Below are 20,808 nucleotides of genomic sequence, written 5' to 3' on the forward strand. Positions count from 1 at the left end.
GCTTATTTATTAGATTTTTTTAATTCTAAATAAGCTGCTGTACGGTACTACAATAATTGAGCTAGTGCTGAACGACGTTTTTTACGTCGTCACTATCAGACAAATTATCTGTTCATTGCTTTCTCTAGCACATTAAAAATCGCTTCATGTTCAAACTTAACCAGCAATATATTACGCGCATTGCCGTTAATTGATCGCACGTGTTAACTGAGGAGGCATAAAAGCTTTGGAAAACTTAACTCGGATCTGTATGATCGGCTACCCAGAATGTGCATCACGAATGTTTTAATGTGTTAAAAAGCACCGTTGTTATTTGCAAATACTAAATATTTGCGCTGCTGATTATCCCACTATTATTACAGTGTTAGCAACTAAATTATTTTACTTAAATTAGTGATTAGGCAATGTCAGAAAAAAACGACTTACAAGTAACTTATGTCACGATCAATGAAGACCATTTAGGTCAGCGTATTGATAACTTTCTTATTACCCATTTAAAAGGGGTGCCTAAAAGCGCTATTTATAAACTTTTGCGCAAAGGTGAGGTACGCGTTAATAAAAAGCGTATTAAGCCTGTATATAAACTACAGCTTGACGATGTACTGCGTATTGCACCTATCAGAGTTGCTGAGCGTGAAGAGTTTGTACCATCAAAGTTAGACAAAGTAACTCGCCTAGAAAACGATATTTTATTTGAAGATAAATACCTTATCGTCATAAATAAACCTTCAGGTATGGCTGTTCATGGTGGCAGTGGTTTAAGTTATGGTTTAATTGAAGCGCTGCGCGCGCTTCGCCCAGAAGAGCGCAGCCTTGAGCTAGTACATAGGCTTGACCGTGATACTTCGGGCTGTTTACTTATAGCAAAGCGCCGTTCGGTGTTAACAGCATTGCATGAACAACTTCGTGAAAAAACCATGGAAAAAAATTACTGGGCACTTGTAGAAGGGCAGTGGGACTCTAAAACTAAAAACGTTACTGAAGGGCTACGTAAAAACACACTTAAATCGGGTGAACGCGTAGTACGTGTAGATAACACTGAGGGCAAGCCTTCGCATACGCGTTTTAAAGTACTTGAACGTTTTAACGATTGCTCACTTGTACAAGCATCTCCTGTTACAGGACGTACGCACCAAATTCGTGTTCATACGCAATGTAAAGGTCATCCCATCGCGTGCGATGATAAATACGGTGACCAGGGGTTTGATGAATCTATGCGTAAAGTTGGGTTAAACCGATTATTTTTACATGCACACGATTTAAGTTTTTATCATCCTAAAAACGAAACAACGATGCGTATTGAAGCGCCCCTTGATAAAACGCTTAAAAATACATTACTAAAATTACGAGACGCAAAACAGTGATTGCAGTGACGCCAATTAAAAAATATAAGCTCGTCATTTTTGATTGGGACGGCACCGTTATGGATTCAGTGACTAAAATAGTTAACTGTATTCGTAGTAGTGCTGAGTCACTTAATTTAGTGGCGCCAAGTGATTTAGCAATTAAAAATATTATTGGTATGTCGCTTGAAAAAGCAATTGATGTTTTATTTCCCGATAATGTCGCGCAGCATCAAGCGCTAATTAAAGGGTATAAACACCAATATAGTGTTGATACCACGCCAACTCCTGTATTTGATAATGCTGTTAGCGTTTTAGGTGCCTTAAAAGAGCAGGGCATTGTTTTAGCGGTTGCAACAGGTAAAGGTCGAGATGGATTAGAGCGTTTACTTGAGCAAAGTAAATTGCGCCACTTTTTTAGTGCAACGCGTACTAGCGATGAGGCACTGTCTAAGCCCTCTCCAGATATGTTGTATCAATTACTTAAAGAACTTGGAATAAGTGCTCAAGACGCTGTAATGATTGGTGACACTCAAATAGACATGACAATGGCAAAAGCTGCAGGCATGGATAGAATTGGCGTAACAATGGGTGTACATAACGCACAGCAGCTGAACAAGCTTAGCCCTGTTGCAACGGTAGATAATTATCTGCAATTGCAACAGGTTTTGCTTGGCTAATTTATTTAATTAGAATTTGCTTTGAGCGGTAAGCACATCAATACCAAACTCAGCCAGTAATTGGCTGAGTTTAATTAATGGTAATCCAATTAAGCTATTAGGATCGTCTCCGCTTAGTTTTTCAAATAAACAGATACCCAATCCTTCACTTTTAAAGCTGCCAGCACAGTTATAAGGCTGCTCTGCGTCGCAATAAGCACTAATTTGTGCATCACTTAGGGTTTTAAACGTCACATTAAAAGGTTCTACGCAGGTTTTTTTTGTTCCAGTTACAATATCGTAAACACAAAGCCCAGTTAAAAATGTTACAGTATTACCGCTAAATAAATTTAGTTGTTTTAGAGCATTTTGTTTATTGTGCGGTTTACCTAAAATTTGATTGTTAAACACAGCGACTTGGTCTGATCCAATTGCTAACCCTTTTTTAAAGTGTTTATTAGCTGCTGAGGCTTTTAACTCACTTAAACGCTTAACCAGTTCAGTAGGTGTTTCGCATTCAAGTGCTGATTCGTCAACGTCGGGTGAAAACGTATCAAAGGGTAAATTAAATTTTTGTAATAAAGACTGCCTAAAAGGCGAGCTTGACGCTAAAATGAGTGGAAGCTTCATGGACTGTTTTCCTACGATAATTCAGATTGAGTTAGGATAAATCAGATCCGAGAGTAAAACACGTTAAAAACCAAGTAAAAATGGTTTTTTACTTTGACTAACAAACTAACTATCTATATGATGCAGCCCCTATGCAAAAGGTGAAAATTCCCATCACTCTTCATCCAGGCAAAGCAGCGCAGCACCGTTTAAAGTATGACGGAATTGTACCGCTTGAAAAACTTACTCGTTTAGAGAAAGTTGTGCAGGAAGAAGTAGGTGAAATAGCGGTAAAAATACATTGCAAAAACGATGATCAAGGTTTCGCTGTGATTAGAGGCAATTTGTCCACACATGTTACTGTCATTTGTCAACGTTGTAATGGTGATTTAGGGTTGGATTTGGTTCAAGACTTTGCATATTCACCAGTAGGTGAAGATACAGAGTTAGATATTTTTCCTGAAGACTACGACGAAGTAGCACTTGATGAAAATGGTGAAGTTAACGTTTTTGATTTAATTGAAGACGAACTAATTTTAGCAATTCCATTAGTGGCTACCCACAACGAAGCTTCATGCAGTTATTCAGCAAAGCCTGCCAGCTTTGGTGTATTAAAGGCGGAAGATGATAAACCTAATCCATTTGATATTTTGAAACAACTTAAGAAAGATTCTTAGGAGAAGACTATGGCTGTACAAAAAAGCAAAAAGTCTCGTGCAAGACGCGGCATGCGCCGTTCACACGATGCGATCAGTGGTCCAACTTTAACTGTAGATCAAACATCTGGTGAGACTCATCGTCGTCACCATGTGACTGCAGATGGTTACTACAAAGGCGTTCAAGTAATTTCTAAATAAGAGATTACTTATATGCTGAAAGATCTAACCATAGCGTTAGATATGATGGGGGGCGATTACGGCCCCCGTTCATCTATTCCTGCTGCCGTTCATGCGGTAAACGCTCATGCCAATTTAAGTCTCATTTTATGTGGCAATGAAGACGTTATATCTAAAGAACTCGAATCCCTCGATTCTTTATCTCATCCAAGACTCATAATTCGTCACTGTAGTGAAATAGTCACTAACGCCTGCGAACCTGCAATTGCTGTACGTTCAAAAAAAGATTCATCTATGCGAGTTGCCCTTGATTTAGTTAAATCGGGCGAAGCTCAAGCGTGTGTTAGCTCAGGCAATACAGGCGCTTTATTTTTTATGGCTCACTACGTATTAAAAATGTTGCCAGGTGTTAAACGTGCCGCACTCATTTCATCTGTTCCTACAGAAAGCCAAAACCCAGTATATTTACTCGACTTAGGTGCTAATGTGCATTGTGATGCGCAAATGCTGTATCAGTTTGGGATTATGGGCTCTGTAGTTGCTGGCCAAGCTCTTGGCTGCGATAACCCTCGCGTTAGCTTATTAAATATTGGCGCTGAGGACATTAAAGGCCACGACGACATTAAACAAGCTGCACAATTGATGCAGCAAAGCCCACATATTAATTACATTGGTTATAGCGAAGGAAGTGATATTTTTTCTGGCAAAGCTGATGTTATTGTATGCGAAGGGTTTGTGGGTAACGTGGCGCTTAAAACATGCGAAGGCATTGCCAAGCTTATTATGAATAAGTTTACAGCTGCGCTCGAAAAGCACCTTTTGTATAAATGTATGGCGTTTATATTGCGTCCAATAATAAAAAAACTCTATAAAAGGGTGAACCCCGACCAGTATAACGGTGCTTCTCTGGTAGGATTGCGCGGTATTGTCGTTAAAAGTCATGGAAATGCGTCAGCTAAAGCATTTCAAGCAGCAATTGATGAAGCGGTAAAAGAGGTTGAACGTCAACTTCCTGATAAAATAGCCGCTATTTTCGAAAAAACACATTCTAAAGACACGGCGGTTAATCAATAATTGATGTGCCGTGTATTTCATTATTTATTTGTTTAATTAAAAAGAGCAAAGTATGGCACAAAAAATTGCACTTCTATTCCCAGGTCAAGGCTCGCAAAGCGTTGGTATGTTACAAGAGCTACTAGAGAGTTCTGACATTGTTAAAGCAACATTTGCAGAAGCATCAGATGCACTGGGTTACGACTTAGCAGAGCTAGTTCTTAATGGCCCAGAAGAAAAATTAAATCAAACTCATCGTACACAACCTGCATTATTAACTGCAAGTGTTGCTATTTACCGTGATTGGCTTGCAGCAAACCCAGACGCAGACGTTGTTATGGCCGGTCACAGCTTAGGTGAATATTCAGCACTAGTATGTAGCGACGTACTAAGCTTGAGCGAAGCTGTTAAGCTTGTTGAAAACCGTGGTTTATACATGCAAGAAGCTGTACCTGCAGGCGTAGGTTCAATGGCTGCGATTATTGGCCTAGGCGATGAAGAAATAAAAGCGGCATGTGCTGCCTCAGCGCAAGGTGAGGTTGTATCTCCAGTTAACTACAATTCTCCTGGTCAAGTTGTTATTGCAGGGCATAAAGCGGCAGTAGATAGAGCATCACAAGCATGTAAAGATGCTGGTGCTAAACGCGCATTACCACTTTCGGTTAGCGTACCTTCACATTGTGAACTAATGAAGCCAGCTGCTGATAAGCTAGCGGTAGACTTGGCCGCTTTAACATTTAATACACCTAAGTGTGATGTAATTAATAACGTTGATGTAAAAGCTGAATCGACCGCTGATGCAATTAAAGATGCACTAGTACGTCAACTATACAGCCCAGTTCGCTGGACAGAAACAGTACAAGCCTTGGTTGCACAAGATGTAACCCAAAGCTACGAATTTGGTCCTGGTAAAGTATTAACAGGGCTTGCGAAACGAATTGATAAAGCAATGGTTTGTGGCTCAGTAAACGATGCCGCTTCAATCGCTGCAGCTAAATAAGAGTATATAAAATGTCTAATTTATTTTCTTTAGAGGGCAAAATTGTCCTAATTACTGGCGCTAGCCGTGGTATTGGTAAAGCAATTGCAACAACATTAGTAGCGCAAGGTGCAAAAGTTGCAGGTACTGCTACAAGCGAGTCAGGCGCTGCTAAAATCAGCGAGTACTTAGGTGACAATGGTAAAGGTTATGCATTAAACGTAACGGATCCTGCATCTATTGAAGCGACACTTGCTGCAATAAAAGATGATTTTGGCGATATTGACGTACTTGTTAATAACGCAGGTATCACACGTGACAACCTATTAATGCGTATGAAAGAGACTGAGTGGGACGATATAATCGACACTAACTTAAGCTCGATTTTCCGTTTATCTAAAGCGGTACTTCGTCCAATGATGAAGAAAAAGAAAGGCCGTATTATCAATATTGGCTCAGTAGTGGGCACTATGGGTAATGCAGGGCAAGCTAACTATGCAGCGGCTAAAGCAGGCGTCATTGGTTTTTCTAAGTCACTTGCACGCGAAGTGGCATCACGTGGTATTACAGTAAACGTAGTAGCACCTGGTTTTATTCAAACTGATATGACTGATGATTTAACTGACGAGCAAAAAGCAGCAACACTTGCAAATGTTCCAGCAGGGCGTTTAGGTCAACCAGACGAAATTGCAGCTGCGGTATGTTATTTAGCATCTGACGCGGCTGCGTACGTATCAGGTGAAACTTTGCATGTAAATGGCGCGATGTACATGGTTTAATAACCATTGTACCCTCATTGTTACCTAATAAAGTTAAGTAAGTTACCTCAAAAACATTGAATTATTTGTGAACTTGCTTTAAACATACTTGAAATCGCTGCGAAAATAAGCGATAAAAGACAAAACACACACTCAGAGGTTTGACCAGACAATTATTTATGGTCAAATCATTGAATCAGAGAATTATGCCGCGTAAACTACGCGGCAATCTGAAAATAACGCATCGGCGTTTTTAATAAAGGAAAGAAGAATGAGCGATATCCAAGAACGCGTAAAGAAAATTATCATTGAACAACTAGGTGTTAAAGAAGAAGAAGTTAAAAATGAATCTTCTTTCGTAGATGACCTAGGTGCAGATTCTCTTGATACTGTTGAACTAGTAATGGCTCTTGAAGAAGAGTTTGATACTGAGATCCCAGATGAAGAAGCTGAGAAGATCACTACAGTACAAACTGCTATCGATTACGTAACAGCACACGCTGAGTAATTAATCGCACGTTAAAGGCAGCATCCGCTGCCTTTAATTTTTTATATCCAAACCACCTCAAAGTTCGTGATTCAAAACTTAAGCCTCAATGCTCAATTTTAGCTAAAAATTAATTTTGATTGTGTTATGCGTTTTTAATCTATTTTGGGACTAGCACTTTGAGGTAGCTTGGGTATGATCATCCCCTTGTAAAATATCCCTTATTGGAGGCAAACCGTGGCTAAACGTCGAGTCGTCGTAACTGGCTTAGGAATGTTGACGCCGCTAGGTAATGATGTTCAATCAACCTGGCAAGGCTTATTAGATGGCAAAAGTGGCATTCAAACAATAACCCACTTTGATACATCAAAATTTGGTACTAAATTCGCTGGCTTAATAAATGACTTTGATGCAACAGCATATATGTCAGCGAAAGATACTAAAAAAATGGACTTGTTTATTCAGTACGGCATTGCAGCGGGTGTTCAAGCCTTTAAAGATTCAGGCCTTGAAATTACTGAGCAAAACGCAACACGTATAGGTGTAGCTGTGGGCTCTGGTATTGGTGGCTTAACGCTTATCGAAGAAAACCACATTAAGCTATTAAATAGTGGTCCGCGCAAGTTATCGCCATTTTATGTGCCGTCTACCATTATTAATATGATCTCAGGTCACTTATCAATGATGCATGGACTTCGTGGTCCAAATATTTCAATTGTAACAGCCTGTACTACTGGTTTGCATAATATTGGCCATGCCGCGCGCATGATTGCCTACGGTGATGCAGATGCAATGGTTGCTGGCGGTGCAGAAAAAGCCTGTACCCCAATAGGTATGGGTGGCTTTAATGCTGCACGTGCACTTTCAACCCGCAATGACGATCCACAAGCTGCTTCTCGCCCTTGGGATAAAGACCGCGATGGCTTTGTGCTTTCTGACGGTGCAGGTGTTGTTGTAGTTGAAGAGTACGAACATGCAAAAGCACGTGGCGCTAAAATTTATGCTGAGCTAGTAGGCTTTGGTATGAGCGGCGATGCGTACCACATGACGTCACCACCAGAAGATGGAGCGGGTGCTGCACTTGCAATGCAAAACGCACTAAACGATGCGCAAGTAAACGCTGAGCAAATTGGTTACATTAACGCACACGGTACATCTACAAATGCAGGCGATAAAGCAGAAACTGCCGCTGTTAAATCTATTTTTGGTAATGCAGCTAAAGATGTAATGGTAGGCTCGTCTAAATCGATGATGGGTCACTTGTTAGGTGCTGCAGGCTCGGTTGAATCGATTATTTCGATTTTATCACTGACAGATCAAAAAGTGTCGCCAACTATCAACCTTGATAACCCAGACGAAGGGTGTGACTTAGATTATATTGCTCACACTGCACGTGATGCAAAGTTAGACTTTGCACTGTGTAACTCGTTCGGTTTTGGTGGTACTAATGGCTCGTTGCTATTTAAAAAGGTATAATCTTTTTTAACAACGAATCAAATTATAAGAGCTCAGTTGTTTAACTGGGCTTTTTTTATATGCCAAATAAAATGCAAACAATAATAGCAGTAGATCAAAACAGCACTTTAAGCACGCGTGACAGAGGCTTAAATTACGGTGACGGCTTTTTTACAACGGCTAAAGTTGTTAATGGGCAAGTACAGTATTGGGCTCATCATAAAGCGCGTTTGATTGAATGCGCACAGCGTTTGGGTTTTCCTGAGCTAGATTTTAATAGCCTTGAAAATCAAATTGCTTTGCATATAAAAGCAGCATCGCTCAAGGTGCTTAAAATACTTGTAACGCGAGGCGAAGGCGGACGTGGCTATGGGCTGCCAAGTGAGTGTAATATTACTATTTTATTGAGCATATTAGATTACCCTAGTAATTACGAAGCGCTTGTTAAAAAGGGTGTAAATCTCGAAATAAGCCCAATTAAATTAGCAGCACAGCCTTATTTAGCGGGTCTTAAAACACTAAACCGGCTTGAGCAAGTACTAGTTAAAAAAGCAATGCAAACGCAAAACTGCGACGATGTGTTAGTGCTTGATTACAATAACAATGTAATTGAAGCTTCTGCAGCTAATATTTTTGCGATTAAAAATAAGCGTGTGTTTACACCATTGCTTGATGAGTGCGGAATAAAGGGCGTTTATCTACAATCGTTATGTGATAAATTGCCTGTTGAATTTAAACGCGTGAAAGTAGAAGACTTAACCCAAGCAGACGCCGTATTTGTGTGTAATAGCTTAATGGGAGCAGTACCTGTAAAACGTATTGAGCAACAGGTATTTAATACAGACGAAAGCCACGCATTACTAACTAAATTATTAGCCAAGGAGGCTGAGTGTTAAAAGTTATTTTATCGGTACTTTTTTTAGCTGTTATAACCACTGCTGTTGGTTACCAGCAATTACAAGCAACAATAAATAGCCCGTTAAAGGTAGCACAAAGCACACAATTTGAAGTTAAGCATGGCACTGGCTTTAATAAGTTATGCCAACAATGGCAAGCTAATAACTGGGTAGAAAGTTGTTGGCGTTATCAGGTAATTGCCAAGTTAGATCCCACACTTACCGACTTAAAAGCGGGACTTTACGAGCTAACAGCCGATAGCGTTATTAACAACGTAAAAAAAATTAACCAAGGTCAGCAAATTAGTTTTAGTTTTACCATAATTGAAGGGCAAAACTTACGTGAAGTACTAAGTGCTATTAAAAAAGCTGATAATTTACAAAACGATTTAAAAACTGACGAACTAAGTACTCAAATACTGGGAAATGACACGCACTTAGAAGGCTGGTTATTCCCCGACACTTACCATTATCATAATAACGATACTGCAAGCAGTGTATTAAAACGTGCAGCACAAAAAATGCAGCAAACATTAGATGATGCTTGGCAGCAGCGCGCTGCTAATCTACCCTATAAAACAGCATACGAAGCACTAATAATGGCTTCAATTATTGAAAAAGAGACAGGCCTTGCCAGTGAGCGTCCGTTAATTGCATCAGCGTTTGTTAATCGATTAAACACCAATATGCGTCTGCAAACCGATCCAACCGTAATATACGGGCTAGGCGCTGACTTTGATGGTGATATTAAACGTAAAGATTTGCGTGATTATACGCCTTACAATACGTATCGTATTAATGGTTTACCGCCAACACCGATTGCAATGCCATCAAAAGCCGCTATTTTAGCTGCAGTTAATCCGCCGCAAAGTGAATATGTTTACTTTGTATCAAAAGGCGATGGTAGCCACCAATTTTCAACCACGTTAAAACAGCATAACGCAGCAGTTAAAACGTATATATTAAATAAAAAGAATTAATAGTTTATGAAACCAAAATTTATAGTAATAGAAGGGCTAGAAGGCGCGGGTAAATCAACCGCTATTTCGTTATGCCAAGACTTTTTAAACAAACAAAAAATAGACTTCATTAACGTCCGCGAACCTGGCGGAACACCACTGGCTGAATCGCTTCGTACGCTTGTAAAAGCAGAGCACGCAGAAGAGATTGCCTTTGAAACCGAGTTGCTTATTATGTACGCAGCTCGCTCGCAGCTAATGCACAATGTTATTACCCCTGCGCTTGATAAAGGCCAATGGGTACTTGCCGATCGTCATGATTTATCGTCTCAGGCGTATCAAGGTGGTGGGCGTGGTATTAGCTCAAATACATTAGCTTCACTTTCGTCAATGGTGTTAAAAGGCTTAAAGCCAGATTTAACTATTTACCTTGATATTGACCCAGTGATAGGCCTTGAACGTGCAAAAGGACGTGGCGAGCTTGACCGTATTGAACAAGAAGCCATTGAGTTTTTTCAGCGTACACGTATGCGTTATGTTGAACTTGCTAATGACGACAACACAATTAAAACAGTTGATGCAAACCAAAGTATTGATAAAGTACATCGCGATATTACCAATGTACTGCATTCATTTTTTGAAGGCCTAAAATAATATGCCATTGCCTTGGCTACATAATACTCAAGCACGTTTAGCGAAAAGTTATCGCGCACAGCGTTTTCATCATGCGCAATTATTTTGTGGGCCTGTTGGCGTAGGTAAGTTTGAGTTAAGTGATGAGCTTGGGAATGCTTTGTTATGCCAAAATATAGCTACGCAGGTAGCTGCGCAAAACAGTATGCTAAAACCTTGCGGACAGTGTAAAAGCTGTTTACTTAACCTTGCTGGCACTCACCCTGACAAACGTTTAACGCAAGTTGATGGGCAAAGTATTGGTGTAGATGATATTCGTGGCATTAGTGATTTTATGAATCACTCAGCAGCGCAAAATGGCAATAAAGTCGCGATAATCGAAAATTGCGAAAAAATGACCACAGCAGCAGCTAACGCATTATTAAAAACGCTTGAAGAGCCAACTAATAGCCGCTTTTTAATATTAACCACAAGCCAACCAGAGCAGCTCCCTGCAACTATTTTAAGTCGATGCGCTAAAAGTGATGTAAAAATAACTAATACAGCACTTGCTCAGCAATGGCTAGAGACATTAGACATTCCTAACTATAGTTGGTTAGCACTTTTTTATAACCAACCGCTGCAAGTAAAGCATTGGCAACAGCAAGACCAGCTAAAAAATATTGATACACTGTATAAGTTTGCAACTGAGTTTAAACAAAGCCATAATTTCAAAGCGTTAGTCGATATAATAAATAAACAGCCTGAACTTGTTCGTATATTTACTTTGTTTTTAAGCGTGCAACTAAAGCAGCAATTACTGCAAGGCATGAGTTTTGACGCTTATCAAAGTGCGCAAAATGCATTAGGCGAGTTTTTACAAAATAACACACAAATACTTGGCCTTAATTTACCGCTTGCTGTATCACGGTTAGCATACACATTGCGAAATTCTTAAAAGGATTAATCATGCAAGAACTACTAGTAGACATAGACGATTTAGACGAGTTATACCGTTGTTATATGCCTTACTTAAAAAAAGGTGGCTTATTTGTACGCACTAATATGCGTTACGAAGCAGGGCATTCATTAGCGCTTAGAGTTACTTTGCCCGATGCCTTAGAAGATGACGTAGTGACAGGTAAAGTGTCGTGGATCACGCCACAAGGTGCACAAAGCTCTAATCCTCCAGGTATTGGTATTAGTTTTTTAGATGATAAAACAAACCTAAACGCTAAAATCGAAAAGCTCCTTGGGACTATGTTAAACTCAGGCGATCAAACATATACCATGTAGTTATAGGGTCGGTTTTTCATTGAGATTAACGCCGCCCTATATTGGGTTCGTTTAATTGCTAACATAATAAATTAAACGAACAAATTTAAACCCTGAACATAATACAGGCCTTATAGTGATTGTAGATTCTCATTGCCATTTAGACCGTCTTGATTTTGATAAACTAGACTTAAACCTTGACCAAGTTCTTGATAAAGCGCGTGCAAAGCAAATAGAGCACTTTTTATGTGTAAGCGTAACGCTTGATCAGTTTCCAAGCATGCTTGATAAAATTAAGCATTACGACGATGTTTCAGCCTCATGCGGTGTACATCCACTTGATCAAAAAGACGCCCTTAATAAACAGCAACTAATTGACTTAGCTTCACACGACAAAGTCGTTGCTATTGGCGAAACGGGTCTTGATTACTACTATTCAAAAGATACTCATGCAGTGCAGCAAGCAAGCTTTGTTGGGCATATTGAAGTGGCTAACGAATTACAAAAACCGTTAATTATTCATACTCGTGATGCCCGCAGCGATACCATTAATTTAATGCGTGAGCACAAGGCCGAAAACTGCGGTGGTGTATTACATTGCTTTACCGAAGATTGGGATATGGCTAAAAAAGCCATAGACATGGGCTTTTATATTTCTATTTCGGGCATTGTTACCTTTAAAAATGCTATTGAGCTAAAAGAAGTAGTAAAGCAAATACCGCTAGATAGATTACTAATAGAAACCGACTCGCCTTATTTAGCGCCGGTACCGTACCGTGGGCAAACAAACCAGCCAGCGTACGTAGAAGAAGTTGCTTACTACATTAGCGAACTTAAAGGCATTAGCTTTAATGAACTTGCTAAAGCGACTACCGAGAACTTTTATTCTTTATTTAAATTAGCAGCTAAAGGCTAAATACATGATTACTCACACGGCAAACCTTCCTATTTTACTAATGGGGCCAATGGTGCGCCGTGCAGAGCAAACTGGAGTCTGTATTCAGTTTGCTACCTCCAAGCCTGCAAACTGTCAAATAAACTTATTAAATGTTGAGTGTTATAGTGATCAATACACTGTTTCTCTAGGGGAACATTTATACCTGCATTTCGTTATTATAAAGCCAATAGACAACAAACTCCCTCTAGATAGCTTATTAAGCTATGAGCTTGTAATTGACGACACAGCAATCGATTTATCACCTTGGTGCTATAACAATCAAACAACGCCTGCATTTGTAATCCCCGATAAACTCAGTGATATTTTGCATGGCTCGTGCCGTAATGCACATCATCCAGCAAAAGATAGCTTAGTGTCTGCAAGTCACTGGCAAAATACTCAGCGTGGTAATAATACTCAAGGCGCACAATTGTTATTACTGAGCGGTGACCAGGTTTACGCCGATGACGTAGCAGGCCCCATGTTATTAGCTATTCATCAGTTAATTAAAGCGTTAGGTATCTATAAAGAGCAACCACTTGCCATTGAGCTACCGGATGATATAAATGAGCAACTTTATAATCGCCATTTGTTTTTACCAAAAACGCCTTGGCAAAAACGCTCAAAGTTAGGTGTTGGTTACTGGCTAAAAAAAGACGAACCTCATTTTTCAAGCGTAAAAGCCTACAATCACCTTATTCATTTTGAAGAATACATTGCACTGTATTTATTAAATTTTAGTGCTGCTGCTTGGCAATGCGTTGATATACAAAACACAACGTATTTAGGTCAAAGCGAGCAAAACAAAACTATTTTTAACGCTGAAAAAACAGCACTGATTGATTATGCAAAAGGCTTAAGTGAAGTAGAGCGATTGTTTGCCAATGTATCTACGCTAATGATGTTTGACGATCACGATGTAACCGATGATTGGAATCTCACCGCTGGGTGGGAGCAAGCTATAAATGAAAACCCAAGTAGTAAACGAATCATCAATAACGGCTTAATTAGTTATTGGCTTTTTCAGGGAATGGGGAACGATGCACTAAATAAAACAGGCGAGTTACTAACACCTTTTAAGCAAAGCCGTACTGCTAATAATTTATGGCAGTTTAAAGTATTTGATAAACCATTAAACGATTTTAGTTTTTGGCATTATGAGTTAACAACAACCCCAAAAGTAGTGGTGCTAGATACGCGTACGCACCGCTGGCGAAATGAGCAAAACTTTAATGAGCCTTCAGGCCTGCTTGATTGGGAGCGCCTAACAGAGCTTGAAGAAAGCCTATTAAGCCACGATCAGGTTATTATTGTATCGCCAGCCCCCGTATTTGGTGTTAAATCAATAGAAGCCATTCAAGCCATGTTTAATATTTGCGGGCAACCGCTTATGGTTGACGTAGAAAACTGGATGGCGCACGAAGGATCAGCCAAAAAGCTACTCGATACTTTTAGACGCACCGACACCCCAAACGAAACGCTTATTTTATCGGGTGATGTACATTACTCATTTTGCTTTTCGGTGCAAAAGCGTTTTGGCGATCATCCCAATCGAATTTGGCAACTTACCGCCAGCGGTATTAAAAACGAGTTCCCGCGTAAATTAATAAACATACTCGATAAGCTCGACTCAATTTTATACGGCCCAAAAAGCCCATTGAACTTTTTTACCAAACGCTGGCACATGGAAGTAGATAAACACCAAACCATAGGTGAAGGGCAAAAATATTTAGTAAGCGACTCAGCTATTAGTTTAATAACATTAGAGCAGGGGAATTTAGCCCGCTACCAGTTAATACACGGCGATGGCCATTTAACTGAGTTTGATTTAGAAGAACAGTAATTTTTAATCAGTTGTTGAATAAATTAAAGATCTATTTGCACAAAGAGAAACGAAAGAGGAGTAAATGAGAAAACACAATACCAATCAGGGTATAGTTTCTGCTTTATTACTTCCTCTAAAAGCGTAGCGCCTCTTAACCTCTTTGTGCATAAATTACTTATTAAAGGCTTTGCTTGTCACGCTAACAAGTTAACCGTAAATTTAACCTTGGCGGTAGACGCTGAACTTGCTCGCGTGAGAAGCGCAGCTTCTAACCACTCTATATTAGGTAATTACTTGGCTTTGTATTTAACCATGCTCTTTTCGGCTTCGTTTAGACGCAGGTAACTTACTACTCAATATTGCTAAACATAAAATAGTCATAAACAACATCGAGTTTGCACCCGCTTGTAAAGAGTAATCTACCAACGAATGCAGCAACATATCTATAATTGCAATGGCACAGCCAAAAGCAACGCCCTGAAACAACGCTGTTTTACGCTTTCGCATAGTCGCTATACATAACCATAAACAATAAAGTATAAGTGAGCCCAGTGCGGCTGTAGTGGGTATACCCAGCTCTACTGCAAACTGTACGTAATCGTTATGGGCATTATCGTAGTAACCTGAATAAGGCTCAGACTGATACGTCGGAAACGCAGTATAAAATGTACCACCACCAGAGCCCAACAAAGGCTTATCTAAAATGAGGGGTATTGAATCACGTACAACTTCGTCACGGGTTTCTGATGAAATACTGGTTTCGCTAATACGCTGTTTAACTTTTTCTACATCGAATATAGCGCCAATAATAATTAAATCGATTATAAAAAAACTAACTATAAGTAGTTTAAACGCTTTAGGTTTTTGCCTGTAAATAAAAAACGCGAGTAAGCTAACAACCATTAATGCAATAAAAAATGCAGAGTTACCCATACGGCTACGGGTTAAAATTAACGCAACAATAATAATAATTAACGAAATACGTAAAATTATTTTCGAGCTTAGAAGTATTTCGGCCCAAGCCCTAAACGTTTGTTTTAATGTTTGTTTGTAATCGCTATTAGAGCGTTTTAATTCGCTAACTAAAACACCAATACCCAAACATAAGCATAAAGCTAAAAAGTTAGCCAAAAAGTTAGAGTAGGTAAAAGTACCAATAGCGCGGTCGGTGTGTTTATAACTAAAAATAGGGCTTATTACATCGGGCGATAAGTTTAAATAACTTGCGTATAAAGCCTGAAATACTCCCGCAAAAATAACCGTATATACTAATTTTTTAATACGCTGTGCACTATTACTATAAATAAATATAAGCCAACAAAACATAATCATAAAGCTAGTTTTTATAAGCATTTGTTTTGTTTGATATGGGTCAACACTTACGGTAAACATTTGTACGGCGCATATTGTTACAACAATACCTAGAGTTGCAAAAACGGGCCAAGAATACAAAGGAGGGTATAGCGGTTGTTTTTCATTCACTGCACTATTAATTAAATGCGTTAAAAAAGTAACACATATTAATAGCCCCATAGCCAAAATAGCCCAAGGCCGATAACTACCTAAAGGAAGTGGCAGTAAAAATAAAATGCTGCATAGTAAAAAAAAGAGTAAACGGTTCACTAATATCCCTATTAAAAGTATTTAAAAATAAAAACGCAGCCAATTGGCTGCGTTTTTATAATATTGCATAAGCAATTAATTTACCACTTCAGATATACCATCATCGCCACCTGTACCGCCAGCACCTGGAGGAGCAGGTAAGCTTACGAATGCAGGTACACGAGATCGTGCGTTTGGGTTTGCATTAGCGTTAGGAGCAGCATTTTGTCCTGGTATATTAGGGCCCGCAGCAGTAGCTTCAGAAGCAACTGTTGCATCAACACCAGCACTAACTGCGGCTAATGTTAAAGTGTCACTATCAATACCAGCAGCACTCATTGCAGATAATACATCGGCTATTAATGGGCTATCAGCACCTACAGCAGCTATAACATCGTTTATCATTGCATCAACTTCTTCTGCAGAACAATCGCTACAAACACTTGCAATAGCGGCTAGTAAATCAGCCTCTAATTGCTCTGGCGTAGCATCTGCTGATGCGTTATTTAAAACATTTACTAGGCTATTTGTTCCGTCTGTTTGTGCGTTTACAGGTAAAGCTATAACTGCAGCGCCTAAAACTAAGCCAGCCAAAATAAGTTTTTTCATTTCTCGTCCCTTGGTTGAGTATTAATTACAAAATTTTAGCGCATCGGTGCAAAAAGTAAACTCTTTATTTACGCCGTTATCATTAGTTTTAAGTATTTTGGTGGGAGGCATTATTAAATTACCCTGCACCCCATCGCAACCTAAACTTTCAAGTACTTTTAAAGTCTCAGGTTTTTCTATTAAACAAGCTAGAACTTTAATGCCAAAACCATGGCAAATATTATTAACAGTTTGAATAAAAAATTGGCTTTGGGTGTTATCTAGTAAATCTTGAATATAACTTCCATCAATTTTTACGTATTCAATGTCTAAGCCTTGTAAATACCTAAATGAAGTTAAGCTAGTACCAAAATGCTCTACACATACATTAATGCCAATATCTTTTATTGCATCAATATGCAGAGATGCAACATGTACATTATAAAGTAAGCTAATTTCATGCAGCTCAAAAAGCAAGTTAGTTTTAATAACTGGCTTAGTATGCGCATAAAGCGTAAGCCACTCAATAAAGTCGGTTGAATATAGCGAAGCCTTACTTACATTTAACGCAAATGTGTCATTTGGGTATTGTTCTTTAATATTTACAAAGTTACGAATTATTTTTTTGTCTAGCTCTTCAGTTAAATTAAGCTTTTCGGCCATAGCAAACAAATGGCCGTTATTTACTTTTTCACCTTCATGAATAAAGTGAGCAAACACTTCAAAGTAGCATTGCTTATTTTGCGAATTAGCGCGCTTAACTGGCTGCACCGAAAAACTAACTTCACCCGAATCAATAATAGATTGAATAAGTAAACGCCACTCTTTAACACTAAATAAAGTGTCTTTATCTGCTTTATTAACAATTGCATCGCCAATGGTACAGCCTGTATCTAGGGACGAAAGCACGCTCCCGATAGACGAACCCTTTTCAACACTAACTAATGCCAAGTTAGCAAACCCGTTAACGTGTAAGCTGTTTTTTTGTTTACTAAATGCATCGTTAATATCGAGGCGGGTTCTGTTTAAAAATTGCGTATCAAATGGGGCTAAAGCAATAAAGGTACTGCCATTAAGCCTAAATATTTTAGAGTTTGTTAAATCGCCTATTATATGTTGCAAAGTAATACTTACATCTTGCACATGCTCGTCACCATCTTGATAGCTAACCGTTTGGTTAATGTTAGCAAGCGAGGGCAGAGTAATCATCATTGCGGTAATTGGGGTGTCTGTGGTTATTGTGTCAATCACTGAGTTAAAGTGATTCTCAAACGAACGCCTGTTACCCAAACCAGTAAGTGAGTCAATATATACTTCTTCAGTAAGGGCTTGTGTTTGTTTAGTGAGCGAGTCAAACGTGCTTTGTAGATTCATTACCATATTGTTAATGGCTTTAGTTACTGTGCGTAGCTCGCGTGCAACAGGTATTTCATCATTTAAAGTAAAGCGTTTACGTGTTACAAGGTGTGCTTGGTTTTCTACCGTTTTTAAAGGTTTAAATACCGCGCGTAAAATTAAATAAGCAATACCCAGCGACGCAATTAATAATAAAAAAGACCCATAAAAGCTACGCTTAGTATGCTCCCAAAGCGTTAAATACGATTGCCCAACATGGCTTGTTACTTCAAGCGTGCCGGCCATAATCCAGCCATTGTTTAGCTCCGATTGCATAGTTGGTGCGTTAAGTTTTACAGCCGCTATAAACCAGTTAGGCACCGACTCAACACGTTTGGGGTTTGTAAGCTCAAAAACCACGTTGTTGTCGGCGTTTGTAAATTTAATATGTTTGTAATAACCAGAGTCAAAAATAGCGGTAGCCATGGTTTGGGCAATCATTAGGCTGTCTTCTTCGAGGTAAGGCGATATAGAAAGCCCTAAGCTTGTAGCGGTGTCTTGTGCGTGGCTGCCCATTTGCGATTGTAAGTATTGGCGGGTTGTATCAACGTCGGTAATTACACGTACAAAAAACGAAAGTACCGAAATCAATATAATCAGGCCGTATACTTGAGTTTTTAAACTTAAGCCACTTTTAAAAAGTTGAGACATAACTAGTAGTTCCTTTATTGTTAATGTCGGCGGGGGCAAGCTCGCCTTGCTCTATTCGCTCTAGCATTGTGTTCCAGGCCGACACACCACGGCTATTTTTAACTTTATTACCTAACCCCTTCGATTTAGCAAGCCATAAACCTTGGCCATTAAAGCTGTATATGGGTGTTAAGTCGGTACGTTTATTTGCAGGCAATAGTTTAGTATTAAAATTGCCTAAAACAAGCGGTATGGTATTTGGTTTTTCTATGTATATAAGTACCATGTGCGGTTGGTTAACCGTTTTTTGGCGTACATACATTAACCGTATTTTATCCTCGGGTATGCCAAGCGCTATTAAGGTAAAGTATTTAGCTATAACGTAGTCTTCGCAATCGCCCATACCAACGCCTAAACTTTCAAGTGGGGTAGCCCAATAGTCTTTTTGGTGCCAAAGCTCATCATCGGTTTTGTATTTTATATTTTTATTAAAAAAATCATTAACTAAATGAATTTTTTGCCACTCGCTTTTATCAGCCGTGTTATCAATAAAGCTAAGCCAGTTTTTTATTCGGGTATAACCTTGGTCGCCGTAATTTGCTTTAGCGCGGGCTATTATATCGCTATTACGTAAGTGTAATAGCGCATCTTGTGCGCTTATATAAAATGATATAATTATGATTATAAAAAGCTTTAAGCGCACATAGGTTCCTTTAACTAAACATCCCTAAAAAAATACCAACTCAAGTATAGTATTATTAGCTTTAAAAAGGTAGCTCATAAATAAGGATTAAAGCACCAAAAAAGAGCAATAAGAACCATAGTGGTGCAACATTAAGTTAACAAAAAAATAGTCTTAAAGTATTCTTTTTTTGTTGAGTCAATAAATCTATTGTGTATAATAATAAACTCACAGGGTAAGTGAAGCACATAAAAAGGATTTTGTAACAAAGTTTCCTTTTTATGTTATTTACAAAAATAATAATAAAAGGAATTAGTATGAAAGTATTAAAAGCAGTTCTGCCTGTTGCTGGCCTTGGTACACGTATGTTACCAGCCACTAAAGCAATACCAAAAGAAATGCTCCCCCTGGTCGACAAACCTTTAATTCAATACGTAGTTAACGAAGCCGTAGCCGCAGGCATAAAAGAAATAGTACTGGTTACGCACGCGTCTAAAAACTCTATCGAAAACCATTTTGACACCAGCTTTGAGCTAGAAGCCACACTAGAGGCACGCGTAAAACGCAGCCTACTAGACGAGGTTCGCTCAATAGTACCAAAAGACGTAACAGTTATTTCGGTTCGCCAATCGGCCCCATTAGGCCTTGGCCACGCAGTGTTGGCTGCTAAACCCATAGTGGGCAATAACCCCTTTGCCGTAATGCTACCCGACGTAATAATAGACAAATACAAGTCAAACCCAAAAACCGATAACCTAAGCCAAATGATCGACCGGTTTGACCAAACAGGCCATAACCAAGTAATGGTAGAGCCCGTACCGCAAGCGCAAGTACACCAATACGGCGTGGTAGACCTAGCCGGTAAAAACATAAGTGCAGGCGAAAACGCCACCATTAAAAACATGGTCGAAAAACCAAGTAACGATGAAGCCCCAAGTAACCTAGCCATAACAGGTCGCTATGTTGTATCGCCCACCATTTGGGATTTGCTTGAGTACACACCACCGGGCGCCGGCGGCGAAATACAACTTACCGATGCATTACTACAACTACGCCACCTCGAAACGCTCGAAGCCTACCACCTTACAGGTAAATCGCACGATTGTGGTTCTAAACTAGGCTATATGCTGGCAAATGTTGAATATGCTATGCAATCAAGCCATATGGGTGAAGAGTTTAGTAATGAGGTAAAAAAATTAACTAGCTAGTGCTTATGAGTAGTATTAAG

Annotated in this window: 22 protein-coding genes; 17 read left to right on the top strand and 5 right to left on the bottom strand. The window is 39.2% G+C overall.

Annotated features, from left to right (window positions below):
• The first annotated feature begins 404 nt into the window (after positions 1-404).
• Entirely contained in the window at positions 405-1,364 is a 960-nt protein-coding gene (rluC, locus tag FFU37_RS05285) for a 23S rRNA pseudouridine(955/2504/2580) synthase RluC (protein WP_002962392.1), read from the top strand.
• On the top strand, positions 1,361-2,023 hold the full coding sequence (locus FFU37_RS05290) for an HAD-IA family hydrolase (protein ID WP_175413889.1): 663 nt from the start codon (positions 1,361-1,363) through the stop codon (positions 2,021-2,023). The genes rluC and FFU37_RS05290 overlap by 4 nt, the downstream gene beginning before the upstream one ends.
• Before the next feature lie 9 nt (positions 2,024-2,032).
• Here the strand turns inward: FFU37_RS05290 and FFU37_RS05295 are convergent, their stop codons facing one another.
• A complete protein-coding gene (locus FFU37_RS05295; protein ID WP_138488900.1) occupies positions 2,033-2,632 on the bottom strand; it encodes a Maf family protein in 600 nt (199 codons plus the stop codon).
• A gap of 131 nt (positions 2,633-2,763) precedes the next feature.
• Between FFU37_RS05295 and yceD the strand changes: the two genes are divergently transcribed.
• The 14 genes from yceD (at position 2,764) to FFU37_RS05365 (ending at position 14,701) form a co-directional block, all read left to right on the top strand.
• Complete coding sequence (gene yceD, locus FFU37_RS05300; RefSeq protein ID WP_007375269.1) at positions 2,764-3,288, top strand: 23S rRNA accumulation protein YceD; 525 nt, start codon at positions 2,764-2,766, stop codon at positions 3,286-3,288.
• Positions 3,289-3,297: 9 nt separating this feature from the next.
• Positions 3,298-3,468, top strand: coding sequence for a 50S ribosomal protein L32 (rpmF, locus tag FFU37_RS05305; protein ID WP_002962381.1), 171 nt, complete (start codon positions 3,298-3,300; stop codon positions 3,466-3,468).
• A 12-nt stretch (positions 3,469-3,480) separates the two neighbouring features.
• Complete coding sequence (plsX, locus tag FFU37_RS05310) at positions 3,481-4,521, top strand: phosphate acyltransferase PlsX (RefSeq protein WP_002962380.1); 1,041 nt, start codon at positions 3,481-3,483, stop codon at positions 4,519-4,521.
• A 52-nt stretch (positions 4,522-4,573) separates the two neighbouring features.
• Positions 4,574-5,500 carry an ACP S-malonyltransferase gene (gene fabD / locus FFU37_RS05315; RefSeq protein WP_039490050.1) on the top strand — a complete coding sequence of 309 codons (927 nt, stop codon included), beginning with the start codon at positions 4,574-4,576 and terminating at the stop codon, positions 5,498-5,500.
• 11 nt (positions 5,501-5,511) lie between these two features.
• Positions 5,512-6,258 (top strand): 3-oxoacyl-ACP reductase FabG, encoded by a 747-nt coding sequence (gene fabG, locus FFU37_RS05320; RefSeq protein WP_138488901.1) that lies wholly within the window; start codon positions 5,512-5,514, stop codon positions 6,256-6,258.
• A gap of 250 nt (positions 6,259-6,508) precedes the next feature.
• Positions 6,509-6,745, top strand: coding sequence for an acyl carrier protein (acpP, locus tag FFU37_RS05325; protein WP_002962377.1), 237 nt, complete (start codon positions 6,509-6,511; stop codon positions 6,743-6,745).
• Positions 6,746-6,961: 216 nt separating this feature from the next.
• Positions 6,962-8,200, top strand: coding sequence for a beta-ketoacyl-ACP synthase II (gene fabF, locus FFU37_RS05330; protein ID WP_002962376.1), 1,239 nt, complete (start codon positions 6,962-6,964; stop codon positions 8,198-8,200).
• 59 nt (positions 8,201-8,259) lie between these two features.
• The gene (gene pabC, locus FFU37_RS05335; RefSeq protein ID WP_024600477.1) at positions 8,260-9,075 is read left to right on the top strand and encodes an aminodeoxychorismate lyase; all 816 of its coding nucleotides are present in this window, start codon (positions 8,260-8,262) and stop codon (positions 9,073-9,075) included.
• Positions 9,069-10,055, top strand: coding sequence for an endolytic transglycosylase MltG (gene mltG, locus FFU37_RS05340; RefSeq protein WP_138488902.1), 987 nt, complete (start codon positions 9,069-9,071; stop codon positions 10,053-10,055). The genes pabC and mltG overlap by 7 nt, the downstream gene beginning before the upstream one ends.
• Before the next feature lie 6 nt (positions 10,056-10,061).
• A complete protein-coding gene (tmk, locus tag FFU37_RS05345) occupies positions 10,062-10,688 on the top strand; it encodes a dTMP kinase (protein WP_138488903.1) in 627 nt (208 codons plus the stop codon).
• A 1-nt stretch (position 10,689) separates the two neighbouring features.
• Positions 10,690-11,604 (top strand): DNA polymerase III subunit delta', encoded by a 915-nt coding sequence (locus tag FFU37_RS05350; protein ID WP_138488904.1) that lies wholly within the window; start codon positions 10,690-10,692, stop codon positions 11,602-11,604.
• An 11-nt stretch (positions 11,605-11,615) separates the two neighbouring features.
• Positions 11,616-11,942 (top strand): PilZ domain-containing protein, encoded by a 327-nt coding sequence (locus FFU37_RS05355; protein ID WP_002962367.1) that lies wholly within the window; start codon positions 11,616-11,618, stop codon positions 11,940-11,942.
• A gap of 115 nt (positions 11,943-12,057) precedes the next feature.
• Positions 12,058-12,837 (top strand): TatD family hydrolase, encoded by a 780-nt coding sequence (locus FFU37_RS05360; RefSeq protein WP_138488905.1) that lies wholly within the window; start codon positions 12,058-12,060, stop codon positions 12,835-12,837.
• 4 nt (positions 12,838-12,841) lie between these two features.
• Positions 12,842-14,701, top strand: a complete 1,860-nt coding sequence (locus tag FFU37_RS05365; RefSeq protein ID WP_138488906.1) for an alkaline phosphatase D family protein — start codon at positions 12,842-12,844, stop codon at positions 14,699-14,701.
• Positions 14,702-14,989: 288 nt separating this feature from the next.
• Here FFU37_RS05365 and FFU37_RS05370 read toward each other — a convergent pair whose 3' ends face one another.
• From FFU37_RS05370 to FFU37_RS05385, 4 genes are all read right to left on the bottom strand, one after another.
• Complete coding sequence (locus FFU37_RS05370) at positions 14,990-16,306, bottom strand: O-antigen ligase family protein (RefSeq protein ID WP_138488907.1); 1,317 nt, start codon at positions 16,304-16,306, stop codon at positions 14,990-14,992.
• Between the two features lie 75 nt (positions 16,307-16,381).
• Positions 16,382-16,894: a hypothetical protein gene (locus FFU37_RS05375; protein WP_138488908.1), complete on the bottom strand. Its 513-nt coding sequence runs from the start codon at positions 16,892-16,894 to the stop codon at positions 16,382-16,384.
• Between the two features lie 21 nt (positions 16,895-16,915).
• Positions 16,916-18,919 carry a bifunctional diguanylate cyclase/phosphodiesterase gene (locus FFU37_RS05380; protein ID WP_138488909.1) on the bottom strand — a complete coding sequence of 668 codons (2,004 nt, stop codon included), beginning with the start codon at positions 18,917-18,919 and terminating at the stop codon, positions 16,916-16,918.
• The gene (locus FFU37_RS05385) at positions 18,903-19,601 is read right to left on the bottom strand and encodes a transglutaminase-like cysteine peptidase (RefSeq protein WP_138488910.1); all 699 of its coding nucleotides are present in this window, start codon (positions 19,599-19,601) and stop codon (positions 18,903-18,905) included. The genes FFU37_RS05380 and FFU37_RS05385 overlap by 17 nt, the downstream gene beginning before the upstream one ends.
• Before the next feature lie 296 nt (positions 19,602-19,897).
• On the opposite strand from FFU37_RS05385, the gene galU reads away from it, so the two are divergent.
• A complete protein-coding gene (gene galU / locus FFU37_RS05390; RefSeq protein ID WP_138488911.1) occupies positions 19,898-20,788 on the top strand; it encodes a UTP--glucose-1-phosphate uridylyltransferase GalU in 891 nt (296 codons plus the stop codon).
• Positions 20,789-20,808: the final 20 nt, after the last annotated feature.

It is taken from the genome of Pseudoalteromonas distincta (assembly GCF_005877035.1).
GTDB classification, from domain to species: Bacteria; Pseudomonadota; Gammaproteobacteria; order Enterobacterales; family Alteromonadaceae; genus Pseudoalteromonas; species Pseudoalteromonas distincta.